This window comes from Azonexus sp. (assembly GCF_041909095.1).
Classification (GTDB): Bacteria; Pseudomonadota; Gammaproteobacteria; order Burkholderiales; family Rhodocyclaceae; genus Azonexus.
In genome coordinates this window covers 43,088-57,094 of record NZ_JAYREB010000009.1, presented here as the reverse complement: position 1 = coordinate 57,094, position 14,007 = coordinate 43,088, and the positions used below count along the sequence as shown (strand labels likewise).

15 protein-coding genes are annotated in these 14,007 nt (G+C 63.1%); 7 read left to right on the top strand and 8 right to left on the bottom strand.

Features of this window, described 5'->3' with window-relative positions; translation table 11 throughout:
* The first annotated feature begins 34 nt into the window (after positions 1 to 34).
* From ACE3OV_RS15005 to gph, 4 genes are all read left to right on the top strand, one after another.
* Positions 35 to 1,381: a TRZ/ATZ family hydrolase gene (locus ACE3OV_RS15005; protein ID WP_374328231.1), complete on the top strand. Its 1,347-nt coding sequence runs from the start codon at positions 35 to 37 to the stop codon at positions 1,379 to 1,381.
* A gap of 43 nt (positions 1,382 to 1,424) precedes the next feature.
* Positions 1,425 to 2,093 (top strand): OmpA family protein, encoded by a 669-nt coding sequence (locus tag ACE3OV_RS15000; protein WP_374328229.1) that lies wholly within the window; start codon positions 1,425 to 1,427, stop codon positions 2,091 to 2,093.
* A gap of 70 nt (positions 2,094 to 2,163) precedes the next feature.
* Complete coding sequence (gene ubiG / locus ACE3OV_RS14995; RefSeq protein ID WP_374328227.1) at positions 2,164 to 2,862, top strand: bifunctional 2-polyprenyl-6-hydroxyphenol methylase/3-demethylubiquinol 3-O-methyltransferase UbiG; 699 nt, start codon at positions 2,164 to 2,166, stop codon at positions 2,860 to 2,862.
* Positions 2,855 to 3,511 carry a phosphoglycolate phosphatase gene (gene gph, locus ACE3OV_RS14990; RefSeq protein WP_374328225.1) on the top strand — a complete coding sequence of 219 codons (657 nt, stop codon included), beginning with the start codon at positions 2,855 to 2,857 and terminating at the stop codon, positions 3,509 to 3,511. The genes ubiG and gph overlap by 8 nt, the downstream gene beginning before the upstream one ends.
* On the opposite strand, the gene ACE3OV_RS14985 is transcribed toward gph, so the two are convergent.
* A complete protein-coding gene (locus ACE3OV_RS14985; RefSeq protein ID WP_374328224.1) occupies positions 3,495 to 5,642 on the bottom strand; it encodes an ABC transporter substrate-binding protein in 2,148 nt (715 codons plus the stop codon). The genes gph and ACE3OV_RS14985 overlap by 17 nt on opposite strands.
* Positions 5,643 to 5,722: 80 nt before the next feature.
* Between ACE3OV_RS14985 and ACE3OV_RS14980 the strand changes: the two genes are divergently transcribed.
* Together ACE3OV_RS14980 and ACE3OV_RS14975 are read left to right on the top strand one after the other, a co-directional pair.
* Positions 5,723 to 6,178 carry a peroxiredoxin gene (locus ACE3OV_RS14980; protein WP_374328222.1) on the top strand — a complete coding sequence of 152 codons (456 nt, stop codon included), beginning with the start codon at positions 5,723 to 5,725 and terminating at the stop codon, positions 6,176 to 6,178.
* Positions 6,179 to 6,204: 26 nt separating this feature from the next.
* On the top strand, positions 6,205 to 7,623 hold the full coding sequence (locus ACE3OV_RS14975) for a PhoH family protein (protein WP_374328220.1): 1,419 nt from the start codon (positions 6,205 to 6,207) through the stop codon (positions 7,621 to 7,623).
* Positions 7,624 to 7,663: 40 nt separating this feature from the next.
* Here the strand turns inward: ACE3OV_RS14975 and ACE3OV_RS14970 are convergent, their stop codons facing one another.
* Entirely contained in the window at positions 7,664 to 7,858 is a 195-nt protein-coding gene (locus tag ACE3OV_RS14970) for a hypothetical protein (RefSeq protein ID WP_374328219.1), read from the bottom strand.
* A 40-nt stretch (positions 7,859 to 7,898) separates the two neighbouring features.
* Between ACE3OV_RS14970 and ACE3OV_RS14965 the strand changes: the two genes are divergently transcribed.
* On the top strand, positions 7,899 to 8,945 hold the full coding sequence (locus ACE3OV_RS14965; protein ID WP_374328217.1) for a transglutaminase-like domain-containing protein: 1,047 nt from the start codon (positions 7,899 to 7,901) through the stop codon (positions 8,943 to 8,945).
* 319 nt (positions 8,946 to 9,264) lie between these two features.
* On the opposite strand, the gene dnaB is transcribed toward ACE3OV_RS14965, so the two are convergent.
* The 6 genes from dnaB to ACE3OV_RS14935 form a co-directional block, all read right to left on the bottom strand.
* Positions 9,265 to 10,671 carry a replicative DNA helicase gene (gene dnaB / locus ACE3OV_RS14960; protein WP_374328216.1) on the bottom strand — a complete coding sequence of 469 codons (1,407 nt, stop codon included), beginning with the start codon at positions 10,669 to 10,671 and terminating at the stop codon, positions 9,265 to 9,267.
* Positions 10,672 to 10,733: 62 nt separating this feature from the next.
* The gene (gene rplI / locus ACE3OV_RS14955) at positions 10,734 to 11,180 is read right to left on the bottom strand and encodes a 50S ribosomal protein L9 (RefSeq protein ID WP_374328215.1); all 447 of its coding nucleotides are present in this window, start codon (positions 11,178 to 11,180) and stop codon (positions 10,734 to 10,736) included.
* 18 nt (positions 11,181 to 11,198) lie between these two features.
* Positions 11,199 to 11,474: a 30S ribosomal protein S18 gene (rpsR, locus tag ACE3OV_RS14950; RefSeq protein WP_028995326.1), complete on the bottom strand. Its 276-nt coding sequence runs from the start codon at positions 11,472 to 11,474 to the stop codon at positions 11,199 to 11,201.
* On the bottom strand, positions 11,446 to 11,766 hold the full coding sequence (gene priB, locus ACE3OV_RS14945; RefSeq protein ID WP_374328360.1) for a primosomal replication protein N: 321 nt from the start codon (positions 11,764 to 11,766) through the stop codon (positions 11,446 to 11,448). The genes rpsR and priB overlap by 29 nt, the downstream gene beginning before the upstream one ends.
* A gap of 35 nt (positions 11,767 to 11,801) precedes the next feature.
* Positions 11,802 to 12,176, bottom strand: coding sequence for a 30S ribosomal protein S6 (rpsF, locus tag ACE3OV_RS14940; RefSeq protein ID WP_374328213.1), 375 nt, complete (start codon positions 12,174 to 12,176; stop codon positions 11,802 to 11,804).
* A 175-nt stretch (positions 12,177 to 12,351) separates the two neighbouring features.
* A complete protein-coding gene (locus tag ACE3OV_RS14935) occupies positions 12,352 to 14,007 on the bottom strand; it encodes a FimV family protein (protein ID WP_374328212.1) in 1,656 nt (551 codons plus the stop codon).

Genomic DNA, 14,007 nt, shown 5'->3' with positions numbered 1-14,007 from the left:
CCACGCCGCCACCGGCCTACCGCTGCCCATTTCCATGACACCGACACCCGAAAAAATCGACCTGCTGATCGAAGCCCGCTGGATTGCCACCGTGGAAACCGACGACGTCCTGCACAACCACGCGGTCGCGGTACGCGGCGGACGCATCCTGGCCATCCTGCCGGCCGCCGAAGCGCGCCAGCGCTACCAGGCTGCCGAGCAGCACCGCCTCGAACAGCACATTCTGATCCCTGGCCTGATCAACCTCCACACGCACGCCGCAATGACACTGCTGCGCGGCATCGCCGACGACAAACCGCTGATGGAATGGCTGCAGCACCACATCTGGCCGACGGAAGGGGCGCTGGTTTCAGCGCCCTTCGTGCTCGACGGCACGCGCCTGGCCTGCGCCGAAATGCTGCGCGGCGGCATCACCTGCTTCAACGACATGTACTTCTTCCCCGAAGCCGCCGCCCAGGCCGCGACGGAATTCGGCATGCGCGCCGCGCTCGGCATCACCACGCTGGAGTTCCCCGGCAACTACGCCAGCGACGCCGACGACTACATCGCCAAAGGCCTGGCCGCCTACGAAGCATGCCGCGACAATCCGCTGCTCAGCTTCTGCCTGGCGCCGCACGCGCCGTACACCGTCTCCGACCGCACTTTCCAGCGCATCGCCACGCTGGCCGAACAACTCGACCTGCCGATCCACTGCCATATCCACGAAACCCGGCAGGAGATCGCCGACAGCCTGCAGCAGCACGGCCAGCGCCCGCTCGCCCGGCTGCAGGCACTGGCCCAACTGGGACCCGGCTTCATCGGCGTGCATGCCGTCCATCTCGACGACAACGAGATCCGGCTGCTCGCCGACGCCGGCTGCAGCATCGCCCACTGCCCGACCTCCAACCTCAAGCTCGCCAGCGGCATCGCCCGCATTGCCGAAATGGACGCCGCTGGCATCAACATCGGCCTCGGCACCGACGGCGCTGCCAGCAACAACCGCCTCGACATGTTCGGCGAAATGCGCCTGGCAGCCCTACTGGCCAAGGGCAGCAGCGGCGATGCCGCCGCCCTGCCGGCGGCGACGGCACTGCGCATGGCCACCCTGAACGGCGCGAAAGCCCTCGGCATGGACGCCATCACCGGCTCGATCGCCCGCGGCAAGCAGGCAGACCTGTGTGCGGTCTCGCTGGCCGATCTTGAATGCCAGCCCTGCTACGATCCGTTGTCGCACCTGGTCAATGTCGCCGGCCGCGAACAGGTCAGCCACGTCTGGGTGGCAGGTAAGTGTCTGCTAGAGCACAAAACTTTACGGGTTGGCAAGGAATTTCGCTTGGATGCATCCACCGCGCTATGGCAGAATAAAGCGGAAGTCTGCACCGGGAAAACCCATGCTCCCTGATGCAAACCGCAGAGATTTTCAATTTCTTCAACGAGGGAAGACCATGATCAAGAACATCGCCAAGAAATCCCTGGCCGTTGCCCTGCTCGCAGGTATCGGCTTTGCTGCCGTCGCTCAGGAACGTGTCTATGTCATCGACCAGCGCGACGTCGTCGCCAAGAGCGGTTTCGGTCTCTGCTGGCGCACCGGCTACTGGACCCCGGCCGCTGCTGCCGCCGACAAGGCCGGTTGCGAATGCGACCGCGACCTGCTGCCGAAGGCTGCCTGCGAAGGCAAGCCGGTTGCCGCCCCGGCAACCCCCAGCGCCCCGGTCGCCACCGTCAAGCCGACCGGCGAGAAGGTCACCGTCGCCGCTGACGCGCTGTTCGACTTCAACAAGTCGGTGCTGCGTCCGGAAGGCCAGGCCAAGCTCGACGAACTGGTCGCCAAGGCTGGCCAGATCAAGCTCGAAGTGATCCTCGCCGTTGGCCACACCGACCGTATCGGCAGCGCTGCCTACAACCAGAAGCTGTCCGAGAAGCGCGCTGCCGCGGTCAAGGAATACCTGGTTGCCAAGGGCATCGAAGCCAACCGCGTCTACACCGAAGGCAAGGGCGAAACCCAGCCGGTCACCGGCGACAAGTGCGGCAAGAGCGAGAAGAAGTCGAAGTCGCTGATCGACTGCCTGCAGCCGGATCGCCGCGTCGACATCGAAGTCATCGGCACCAAGTAATCCGCCGCTGCTACAATGCGGGGCCCTGCTTCGGCAGGGCCTTTTCTTTTTCAGCCTTGCGAAAACGACCATGCTCAACGCCGACCCCAGCGAATTGCAAAAATTTGGCGATCTGGCCCACCGCTGGTGGGACCCGAATAGCGAATTCAAACCTTTGCACGACATCAACCCCCTGCGCCTGGGCTGGATCGACCGCTGCGTCGGATTGCGCGGCAAGCGGGTGCTCGATGTCGGCTGCGGCGGCGGCCTGCTCTCGGAAGGCATGGCAGCCCTGGGCGCCGAGGTCACCGGCATCGACCTCTCGGAAAAGCCACTCGGCGTCGCCCGCCTGCACCTGCTGGAGAGCGGGCAGAAGGTCGATTACCGGCAGATTTCCGCCGAGGAGTTGGCCGAACAGATGCCCGGCGCCTTCGACACGGTCACCTGCCTGGAAATGCTCGAACACGTGCCCAATCCGTCTAGCACCATCACCGCCTGCGCCCGCCTGGTCAAACCCGGCGGCCAGGTGTTCTTCTCGACGCTCAACCGCAACCCGAAGGCCTACCTGTTCGCGGTGATCGGCGCCGAGTACCTGCTCAAGCTGCTGCCCAAGGGCACCCACGACTACGCCAAGTTCATCAAGCCGTCGGAACTCAGCCGCTGGGCCAAGATGGGCAACCTGGAACCGCAGGAAATCCTCGGCATGAGCTACAACCCGCTGACCCGGGAATACAGCCTCGGCCGCGACACCAGCGTCAATTATCTGCTGCGCGCCCAGCGCAATGCCTGAGGCTGTTCTTTTCGACCTCGACGGCACGCTCGCCGACACCGCGCCCGACCTCGCCGCCTGCGTCAATCGGCTGCTGGTCGAGGAAGGCTTATCGCCGAAAGCGCTCGCCGACCTGCGTCCATTCACTTCGCAAGGCGTGCGCGGCATGTTGTACAAGAGCTTCGGCATGAGTCCCGAGCACCCGGACTATGCCGCCTTCGCGGCACGCTTCCTCGCCCACTACGAAACCCGCCTGTGCGAGGAAACGCGGCTCTTCGACGGCATTGCCGCCTTGCTCGACGAACTCGAAACGCACGGCATCCGCTGGGGCATCGTCACCAACAAGCGGATGCGCTACACCGACCCGTTGGTCCGCCTGCTCGGCCTGGCGCCGCGCACCACCTGCGTCGTCAGCGGCGACACGACGGCCGCCGCCAAGCCATCGCCGCTCCCCCTGCTGCACGCCTGCGAACTGCTCGGGGTGGCACCGGCCGCCACCGTCTACGTCGGCGACGACCAGCGCGATGTCATCGCCGGCCAGGCCGCCGGCTGCGCGACGATTGCCGTGCGCTGGGGCTACCTCGGCGTCGAGCACCCGATCGAGGCCTGGGGCGCCGACCGCATCGTCGATCACCCGCAGGAAATCGCCGCCGTCAATCGGCCGACCTGACCGCCGCCCGCTCGCGCCGTCGATAACCGATCCAGGCCGGCACCACCGCCAGCAGCAGCACGCCGAACGCCACCAGCAACGGCCAGCGCACCGGCGCATTCCACTCGCGCCGCGCCAGCGCCCGATCGATAGCGTCGATCCGTTGGTACTTCAGCGTGTTGTTGCCGACATCGCTCGGCTTGCGGTTCTTCAGCCAGCGGTGCGTCAACGTGTAGCTCTTGGGGTGCTGCCCGAAGACCCAGGGCGCGTCGTGGCGCAGGATGTCGTTCATGCGCCGGATGATGGCCAGGCGCTCGGGCGAGTTATCCATGTTCTTCATCTGCTGGAACAGGCTGTCGTATTCCGGATTCTCGTAATTCGACGAGTTCTCGCCGCCCTTGAGGCGCGCTTCCTGGCCGTGCAGCAGGAACATGAAGTTCTCCGGATCGGGGTAGTCGGCGTTCCAGCCCAGGTAATACAACTGCACGGCGCCGCGCCGCAGCTTGTCCTGGAAGCGGTTGAAGTCGGTGGCGCGCACCACCAGTTGTACGTCGATCTTGGCGAATTGCCGGGTCAACCAGTCGAGGCGCGATTTCTCGCCCATCCCGCCGCCGGTGGTGTCGAGGTTGAGAACCAGCGGCTCGCCGGTTTTCGCGTCGCGGCCATTCGGGTAACCGGCTTCGGCGAGCAGTTGTTTGGCGACGGCGGCCGACTTGCGCCGCGCCTGGCCGTCGATCCAGTCATAGACGACGCGGTTGATTCCCGCCTCACCCGCTTCATAGCCGAAGATGCCGGGCGGCAGCGGCCCCTGGGCGGCGATGCCGCGCCCGTTCTGGAAAATCGAGATGAACTCTTCCTGGTCGATGGCGATCGATACCGCCTGGCGCAACTTGGCCGCCTTTTCGCCGAGCCCGCCGACCACCGGGTCCTGCAGATTGAATCCCATGTAGAAGGTCGACGGGCGCACCGAGGTGAGCAAACGAATGCCCTTGTCGCGCATCTCGTCGGACAGCGCGACGTCGCCGCCGACGTTGACGCGGACCGCCTGGTCGAAGCTGTCGGAGGAAATCCCGGAGGCGTCGTAATAGCCTTGCAGGAATTTGTTCCAGTAGGGTATCGCCTCCTTCTCGCGGGTGAATACCGCCTGCTCGATGAAGGGCATGCGCTTGCCGCAATCGGCAAGCAGGCCGGCGCCGGCGTCTTCCGCTTCGCCGTCGCAGGGATAGGTTTCGCCGCGGAAATTCGGGTTACGGGTCAGCACCATGCGCCGATTGGGGTCGTTCTCGGTCAGCATGTAGGGGCCAGTGCCGACCGGCCACCAGTCGAGCGTCAGGTTCTTCTCGCGCATCCCGGGTTGGGCGTAGAAGCGATCGACCTCGCGCGGCACCGGCGCGAAGAAGGGCATCGCCAGCCAGTACGAAAACTGCGGATACTTGCCGCGGATACGGATGCGCCAGGTGCGCGCATCGACGCGTTCGACGCCGCTCAGGGGGTAGGCGTCAAGGTCGAGCCAGGCTTCTTCGGGCTGCGCCTTGGCCGCCGCCCGCAGGCGCTCGCCGAGTTCGCGCAGGCCGACGATCTTGTCGGCCATCATGCCGTAGATCGGCGAATGCAGGCGCGGATGGGCGAGGCGCTTGATCTGGTAGATGTAGTCGTCGGCAGTCAGCTCGCGGCTGGCGGTCGCCGGAAAATCGGCGATGCCCTGCCGACCGGCCGCCGCCTCGGCGCCGAGGAAACGCGGCTGGCCGGCGGCGTCGAGCGCGAAAGCCGGATGCGGCTGGTAACGGATGCCCGGCTGCAGGGTCAGCTCATAGACGCTTTCGGCGATCGTCGCGTCCGGCGCATCGTCCGGCAGGCGGCTGCCGTCGGCCGCCAGGTAGCGCGGATGTGGCACCGCTTCAACGGTCGCCGGGATCAGCTGATAGGGGCGGCGCAGGTAGTGATACTGCAGCGGCGGTTCGTAGATCTGGCCGGTGAAGGCGGCCTCGTCCTCGGTGTAGGACTGGGCGGGATCGAGATGCTTGGGGCGGTCGGTAAAGGCCGTGTAGAGGATTTCGCGACCGGCATCGGCGGCCGGATAAGGCGTGTTCCACGACTCGCCGCAGGCCGCGAGACCCAGGCAGAAAAGCAGGCAGGCAGGCAGTTTTCCCATGGCCGCCAGTGTATAACAAAGGCTTGACCGGGCCAGCGGGCTCCGAACACAATGGCCCAAAACAACCACAGGAAGCCACCATGCTCGACACCCCGGTCCCCGACTTCGCCCTGCCCGCCACCAGCGGCACCAGCTTCCGGCTCGCCGACCAGGCCGGCCGCATCGTCGTCATCTACTTCTACCCCAAGGACAGCACCCCCGGCTGCACCACGGAAGGCCAGAACTTCCGCGACCTGCACGCCCAGTTCGTCGCCGCCGACGCGGTCGTCCTCGGCGTTTCCCGCGACAGCCTGAAGTCACACGAGAACTTCAAGGCCAAGCAGTCCTTTCCGTTTGAACTCGGCTCCGACGCCGACGAGGCCGTCTGCAAACTGTTCAGCGTAATCAAGCAGAAGATGATGTACGGCAAGCAATGCCGCGGCATCGAGCGCAGCACCTTCGTCATCGACCGCAATGGCGTGCTGCGCCGCGAGTGGCGCGGCGTCAAGGTCGCCGGCCACGCCCAGGAAGTACTCGACTTCGTCAAAACCCTCTGATTCCCAACCGTCCCCGCGAGACCCCCATGCCGCGCCAACCCGCCGCCAAGAAGCCCGCAATGACCAAGATCTTCGTGCTCGACACCAATGTCCTGATGCACGATCCGAGCTGTCTGTTCCGCTTCGAGGAGCATGACATCTTCCTGCCGATCATGACCCTGGAAGAGCTCGACAACCACAAGAAGGGGATGTCGGAAATCGCCCGCAACGCCCGCCAGGCCTCGCGCATGCTGGACGAAATGCTGGCCCACGACGACGTCGATATCGACGAGGGAATCGATCTTTACGGACCGTCGGCCAAGCTGGCGAGCGGCCGCCTCTACCTGCAGACTGAAGCGATCAGCACCGAGCTGCCGCAAGGCCTGCCGACTTCCAAGGTGGACAACCAGATTCTGTCGGTCGTCATCCACCTCCAGAAGAAATTCCCCAAGCGCCCGGTGATCCTGGTGTCGAAAGACATCAACATGCGCATCAAGTCGCGGGCGCTCAACCTGCTGGCCGAGGATTACTTCAACGACAAGGTGCTCGAGGACACCGACATCCTCTACGCCGGCACCCGCGCCCTGCCCGACAACTTCTGGGACAAGCACGGCAAGGGCATGGAGTCGTGGAAGAAGGAAACGAAGACCTATTACCGGGTCAATGGCCCGCTCTGCCCGCAACTGCTGGTCAATGAATTCGTCTGGCTGGAGAAGGACGGTTTCGCCGCCATCGTCAAGGAAACCGCGGGCAAGAGTGCGGTGCTGGAAACCCTGGTCGACTACACCCACCCGAAGAATGCGGTCTGGGGTATCACAGCCCGCAACCGCGAGCAGAATTTCGCCCTCAACCTGCTGATGAATCCGGACATCGACTTCGTCACCCTGCTCGGCCAGGCCGGCACCGGCAAGACGCTGCTGACACTGGCCGCCGGCCTGACCCAGACGCTGGAAAGCAAGCAGTTCGCCGAAATCATCATGACCCGCGTCACCGTCCCGGTCGGCGAGGACATCGGCTTCCTGCCGGGCAGCGAGGAAGAGAAAATGGCGCCGTGGATGGGCGCCCTGGAAGACAACCTCGAGGTCCTGACCAACACCGACGACAGCAGCCCCTATGGTGGCGACTGGGGCAAGGCGGCGACGCACGACATCATCCGTTCGAAGATCAAGGTCAAGTCGCTCAACTTCATGCGCGGCCGTACCTTCCTGAAGAAGTACCTGATCATCGACGAAGCGCAGAACCTGACGCCGAAGCAGATGAAAACCTTGGTCACCCGCGCCGGCCCCGGCACCAAGGTGGTCTGTCTGGGCAACATCGCGCAGATCGACACGCCCTACCTGACCGAAGGCAGCTCCGGCCTGACCTACGTCGTCGACCGCTTCAAGGGCTGGCCGCATTCCGGTCACATCACGTTACAAAGAGGCGAACGCTCGCGTCTGGCTGATCACGCAGCCGACGTGCTATAGTCGGCGGCACTTTGGCAAGGCCGTGTCTGACACGGCCTTTTCATTTCAAGCTTGATTTTTTCCCGAGGTTCGCCTTGAAACGCAGAGACTTTCTGGCCGCATCCGCACTGTTCTCGCTCTTTACCGGCGACGCCCTTGCTGCAAAGAAAAAGGCCCAGAAAAAGACCACTACGAAAAAAGCCTCGCGCAAATCCAGCAAGAAGAAAAGCCCCCGTTCCGCACGCTCCAATTTCACCGAAACATCGCGTCCCGCCGTACATAGCGCCGCCACCCCGTTGATCGATGCCTCCCCGGAAGGCACCTCGACCTCGCGCCTGCCGCCGGTTCGCGCCCAGGAAGCCCCCAGCGATTGGCAGACCTATGAAATCGTCACGACGCTGAGCTTGCGCGCCCCGGGACAAAATGCCAACCTCTGGCTGCCCCTGCCCTCAAGCCGGGACAGTCTGCACCAGCGACTGCTCGGCCATAACTGGCAAACCGATGCCCGCAATGTCAGCCTGCAGCGCAAACCCGAAGGCGAACTGGAGGTACTGCGTTGCGAATGGAACGACGCCAGCAACGCCTCCTTGCGTCTCGTCACGCAAGTCAGCACGGCCGACCGGCACTTCGACATCACCCGGCGCAGCGTCCCGCCCGAACGCGACGACATCCTGCGCCATAACCTGCAGGCGAGCACGCTGATTCCGAATGACGGCCTGGCCCGCCAACTGGGTGAACGGATCGTCGGACGGATCAAGGATCCCCTGGCGCAGGTAAAGGCCATCTATGACTGGATCTGCGAAAACGCCATCTACGACCCGACGCTGCCCGGCTGCGGCAACGGCGAGGTCCATCGCCAATTGATTTCCGGGCAGTACGGCGGCCGCTCCGCCGACATCAACGGCCTGTTCGTCGCCGTCTGCCGTTCGATCGGCATCCCGGCCCGCTGCGTCTATGGCATCCGGATCGGCCGCTCCCGGCTCTTCCCCTCGCTTGGCCTGCGCAGCGACGACGCCACGCGCGCCCAGCATGTCCGGGCCGAGTTCTATCTACCCGGCTATGGCTGGATTCCAGCCGACCCCAGCGACGTCCGGCGGGCGGTCGCCTATGAAGCGCTCCAGGACGGCAGCGGCCAGCTGGCATCGCTGCGCCGGGTCCTGTTTGGCGTCTGGGAAATGAACTGGGCAGGATTCCATTCCGGCAACGATCTGCAACTGACCGGCCTGTCGCATGCCTTGCCGCACTTCATCCTTCCACAACTTCGAGTCGGCGCACAGAATATCGACGTGCTCAACCCGAACAACACCTCCATCCGCATCAGCGCCCGCCAGATCGTGCTGTAAAAAATCCGGGCGGCAATTCCTCCGCCCCGCGCGACGCGAGGTTTTGGCTGGCGCCGAAACCTCGAACTTAGTCCCGTGCGTCCTGGAAGCCGCCCGACGCGAGGTTTTGGCTCGCGCCGAAACCTCGAACTTAGTCCCGTGCGTCCTGGAAGCCGCCCGACGCGAGGTTTTGGCTCGCGCCGAAACCTCGAACTTAGTCCCGTGCGTCCTGGAAGCCGCCCGACGCGAGGTTTTGGCTCGCGCCGAAACCTCGAACTTAGTCTCGTGCGTCCTGGAAACCGCCTGACGCGAGGTTTTGGCTGGCGCCGAAACCTCGAACTTAGTCTCGTGCGTCCTGGAAGCCGCCCGACGCGAGGTTTTCAAAGCGGGTGTATTCGCCGAGGAAGGCGAGGCGCACGGTGCCGGTGGGACCATTACGCTGCTTGCCGATGATCACTTCGGCCAGGCCCTTGTCCGGCGAATCTGGCTTGTAGTATTCGTCCCGGTACATCATCAGGATCACGTCGGCATCCTGTTCGATGGCGCCGGATTCGCGCAAGTCGGACATCATCGGCCGCTTGTCGGTACGTTCCTCGACCTTCCGCGACAGCTGCGACAGGGCGACGATCGGCACCTGTAGCTCCTTGGCCAGCGATTTGATCGAGCGGGAAATTTCCGAGACTTCGGTGGCCCGGTTCTCGCCCGCCTTGTTGCCGCTCATCAGCTGGATGTAGTCGATCACCAGCAGGCCGAGCTTGCCACCGTACTGGCGCGCCAGGCGACGCGCCCGGGCACGCAGGTTGGCCGGACTGAGACCGCCGGTTTCGTCGATGTAGATCGGCGCTTCGTGCAGTTTGCCGAGGGCAAACGACAGGCGCGACCACTCGTCGTCGCTCATCCGCCCGGTACGCAGGCTTTGCGAATTGAGGCGCCCGATCGACGCCAGCATCCGCATCGCCAGCTGCGCCCCGCCCATTTCCATGGAAAACACGCCGACCGGCAGGCCACTATCGACTGCGACGTTCTCGGCGATATTGAGTGCGAAAGCCGTTTTCCCCATCGACGGGCGACCAGCGACGATGATCAGGTCGCCCGGCTGGAAACCCGAGGTCTTCTGGTCGAGATCGAGGAAACCCGTCGGCACGCCGGTGATGTCGGAAGGATTGTCGCGATCGTGCAGTTCCTGGATGCGCTCGACAACCTGAGTCAGCAACGGATTGATATGCACGAAACCTTCGGCATGGCCGGCGCCGGCTTCGGCGATCTTGAAGATTTTCGACTCGGCTTCATCGAGCAGGGAGGCCGCATCCCGGCCCAATGGATTCAACGCATCGGACGCGATTTCGTCGGCCGTCGCCACCAGTTGCCGGAGCACCGCGCGCTCACGGACAATTTCCGCGTAACGCCGGATGTTGGCGGCCGACGGCGTGTTCGCCGCCAGCTCGCCGAGGTAGGCCAGTCCGCCGGTCTGGTCGTTTTCGCCGGCGGCATCCAGCGCTTCGGCGACCGTCACCACATCGGCCGGCTTCGCCTTCTCGAGCAGGTTGCGGATCTGCCGGAAAATCCGCCGGTGTTCGTCACGATAGAAATCACTCTCGGCGACCTGATCGCCGATGCGGTCCCAGGCGTTGTTGTCGAGCAGCAGGCCACCAAGGATCGACTGTTCCGCCTCGATCGAATGCGGCGGGACGCGCAAGGTATCGAGTACGGGATCGGCGGTCCGGGACTTGTTCTGTCGCTGGTTCATGGTGTTCTGCAAATTAAAAAGGCCTCGCAATTGCGAGGCCTTGAAGCGTAAGTTAAAGCGTCTTACTCGGCAACCACGGCAACCGTGATGTTGGCCACGACGTCGGTGTGCAACGCGACGTCGATCGGGAATTCGCCAATCGCCTTGAGCGGACCTTCCGGCATGCGGACGGCAGCCTTGTCGACATCGAAACCGGCAGCCTTGAGGGCGTCGGCGATGTCAGCATTGCCGACCGAACCGAACAGACGACCGTCCATGCCGGCCTTGCGGGCGACCGAGACAGCGGTACCGTTCATCTTGTCGGCGACGCCCTGGGCGGCAGCCAGCTTCTCGGCGGCAGCCTTTTCCAGTTCGGCGCGACGCGCTTCGAATTCAGCCATGGCGGCCGGCGTGGCACGCTTGGCCATGCGTTGCGGGATCAGGAAGTTACGGGCATAGCCATCCTTGACCTTGACCACGTCACCCAGATTACCGAGGTTGACAACCTTTTCGAGCAGAATGATTTGCATGTTTCGTCTCCCCGATGATTATTGATGGTTGTCGGTGTAAGGCAGCAGGGCCAGGAAGCGGGCGCGCTTGATCGCGGTGCCCAGCTGGCGCTGATAGCCGGCCTTGGTGCCGGTCAGGCGAGCCGGCATGATCTTGGCGTTTTCCTGGATGTATTCCTTGAGGACATCAACATCCTTGTAGTCGATCTGTTCGACCTTTTCCGCGGTGAAGCGGCAGAACTTGCGACGCTTGAACAGGCTGTTGCCGCGGCGCTTTTTCTTGTCATCAATCTTCTTCTTGAAGAATCGTGCCATTTTCGTTTCCTTCCAAATATTCGATAGTGTTGGCGTGTAGCACGGCGGTTCTGCTGTTCCTGCCCCGGGCAGCCAGGAATCCGTGGATTCCGATGCTGCTGCCGAGCGGTGCGGCTTCCAGCCAGCGTGCTGTATCACCCAGAGCGACAACTGCCATTTCGACTTCCACCTGTCTTTCGCTACCGTTTTCGGTCAGCGTCGATTGGTGGCTTATCCTGGCTTCGCTGACCGGAATTCCGCTCGGTGTGTAGCGCAAACGCTTGCGCTCGACCAGGCAACCGGACAGGGTGATCTGATTCAGTACGCTATTCCCCGTGCAATCCGCGATCAGGCAGCGGCTTCGACAACCGCTTCAGCTTCGCCGGCGAGCAGCGACTTCGACTTCTCTTCCTTCATCATCGGCGAAGGAGAAGTCACGGCGGCCTTCATCTTCACGGTCAGATGGCGCAGAACGGCATCGTTGAAGCGGAAGGAATGCTCAAGCTCGGCGAGGGTCTCACCGTCGCACTCGATGTTCATCAGCACGTAGTGAGCCTTGTGAATTTTCTGGATCGGATAGGCCAGTTGGCGACGACCCCAGTCTTCCAGACGGTGCACCGTACCACCCTTGGTGGTAACGATGGAACGGTAGCGCTCGACCATGCCGGGCACTTGTTCGCTCTGGTCCGGATGGACGATGAAGCAGATTTCGTAGTGGCGCATGCATACTCCTTTTGGGATAAACCCTCCGTCATGCGTAACGGTAGGGCAAGGTGGAAAGCCGGCTATGATAACAGCTAATACCGGACCACAAAACAGTTAAAAGAGAGAATTTTGGAAAATCCGGGCAAAAAAAAAAAGCATCGACTGCCGGTTTTTGGGGGCATCAGCGCCAGCCTCAGAGGCCCCGAGCGCCTTCCTTTTCCATGCGGTTTGACGTTTCCTTGAGCTCAATCAGGAACAGGATATCCTCGACAACAGGCAAGGAAAAACCCTGTCGCTGGCCGCCCCGGTTATCGCGCAATAGCTCGTACAGATAGCCAACAACGTCTTCGCCATCCCACATCTTGACGACACCGCTGATGATCCTCGGCATGTCTTCCAGAGCCTGCGCGCGAACCGTCATCCCTGCCGCCGGAAGCCCGCCGTCGCCATCGAGCATGAGATCAACGTCAGCGGCATCCTTGCCCTCATCCCAGGACTGCACCTCGACATTGAAATGCTGGTTCAGGTTGCGAGCAACCGCTTCGAACTCCTCGCGCATGCCAGCCATGCGATACACGTCCATCAATCGTATCCAGGGCTGCAAGGCTTCCTGGGGATTGTTGTCGATGTATTCCTGCAAGGCCTGGGCAGCGCCCTTGACCCGACCAAAGGAAAGCATGATGTCAGCCAGTTCCATGACTGGATTGGCCTCGAAATGCTCGTCGAGCGTCGTTGCATTGATGGAAAGAACGGAGTCGCCAGGCAATGGACGCGGCTGAGGTTTTTCCGAAGCAAGCGGGGCAGCAACGCCCCCTGCCAGCTCCACGTCAACTTTCTGGGCGGCGCCGGCAACCGGTGCATCAAGCGGCAGATCAACCTTGCGCTTGCTGTCGTCAACTTCTCCTTTACGCGGCGCATCAATCAGCTGTTCGGGCGCGGCATTGGGGAATATTTCCTCCTGCGCCCGACGCCCCTGCCGACTTCTGAAGAAAAGCCACCCACCAAGCACCAGCACAACACCGAGCAACAGACCATAAAACCACCAGCCCGAATCTTCTTCAACCGGCTTGTTTCCGACCGGCGCCGGCGAAACCGGTGCCGGCGCGGCAGCCTTGTTGTCGGAAGCACTTTCGGTCAACGACAGTGCCCGCCCCTGGAGTTCCGCCAGAGCCCCCTCCATGGCGCGCAACTTTTCAGCCATTTCGAGCTGCCCACCCGCCTGCTCATGCAAGGCCTGCAGCATGCGAAACTCGAGACGCAGCATTTCACGCTGGGTATCGCTGGGCGGCGCCGACTGCTCGCGCAACAGGGGTGAGACGCGCAACGGAAGATCGCCCCCGACATCTGCCGCAGAAACCAGAAGCTGATCACCCGCCGGTCGCACCACATCTTTCGGACTAGCGGCCAGTGACGGGGCAAGCTCGCCGCGCGCAACCTGACGCGACGGCGCGCTCGCCGCAGGCTTGGCCGCCCGCCGTACCGATACCGGCGGTTTTTCCTGGACAGCCGCCGGACTGACGACAGACTCCTGGCGGGCATCCATGCTGGGCGAAGCCAGAATGGTGTACTCCCGGAATACCTCGTGGCCACAAGCCAGATGCACAGCGAGCCGCACCACCGGGTCACGCAGGACCTGATGCGAAGTTATCTTCAGTTGCGACGGTTTGCCCGGCACGACACGCAAGTCCGCCTGCTTCAGCCACGGCAACTCGTCACCGCCACCCGGCCGGACCAGACGGAAGCAACTGGCATCCAGCCCTTCCTTTTCCTGCCCCAGGATGCTGATTGACAATTCCAGGCGATTGCCCAGCGCGGGCTGACCACGCAGTTCGCCCAGTCCAATCGCCAT

Excerpts from the sequence above, each read along its gene's own strand:
- ACE3OV_RS15005 (WP_374328231.1), top strand. The coding sequence starts at position 35 with ATGACACCGACACCCGAAAAAATCGACCTGCTGATCGAAGCCCGCTGG.
- ACE3OV_RS15000 (WP_374328229.1), top strand. The coding sequence starts at position 1,425 with ATGATCAAGAACATCGCCAAGAAATCCCTGGCCGTTGCCCTGCTCGCA.
- ubiG (WP_374328227.1), top strand. The coding sequence starts at position 2,164 with ATGCTCAACGCCGACCCCAGCGAATTGCAAAAATTTGGCGATCTGGCC.
- gph (WP_374328225.1), top strand. The coding sequence starts at position 2,855 with ATGCCTGAGGCTGTTCTTTTCGACCTCGACGGCACGCTCGCCGACACC.
- ACE3OV_RS14985 (WP_374328224.1), bottom strand. The coding sequence starts at position 5,642 with ATGGGAAAACTGCCTGCCTGCCTGCTTTTCTGCCTGGGTCTCGCGGCC.
- ACE3OV_RS14980 (WP_374328222.1), top strand. The coding sequence starts at position 5,723 with ATGCTCGACACCCCGGTCCCCGACTTCGCCCTGCCCGCCACCAGCGGC.
- ACE3OV_RS14975 (WP_374328220.1), top strand. The coding sequence starts at position 6,205 with ATGCCGCGCCAACCCGCCGCCAAGAAGCCCGCAATGACCAAGATCTTC.
- dnaB (WP_374328216.1), bottom strand. The coding sequence starts at position 10,671 with ATGAACCAGCGACAGAACAAGTCCCGGACCGCCGATCCCGTACTCGAT.
- rplI (WP_374328215.1), bottom strand. The coding sequence starts at position 11,180 with ATGCAAATCATTCTGCTCGAAAAGGTTGTCAACCTCGGTAATCTGGGT.
- rpsR (WP_028995326.1), bottom strand. The coding sequence starts at position 11,474 with ATGGCACGATTCTTCAAGAAGAAGATTGATGACAAGAAAAAGCGCCGC.
- rpsF (WP_374328213.1), bottom strand. The coding sequence starts at position 12,176 with ATGCGCCACTACGAAATCTGCTTCATCGTCCATCCGGACCAGAGCGAA.
- ACE3OV_RS14935 (WP_374328212.1), bottom strand. The coding sequence starts at position 14,007 with ATGGCGATTGGACTGGGCGAACTGCGTGGTCAGCCCGCGCTGGGCAAT.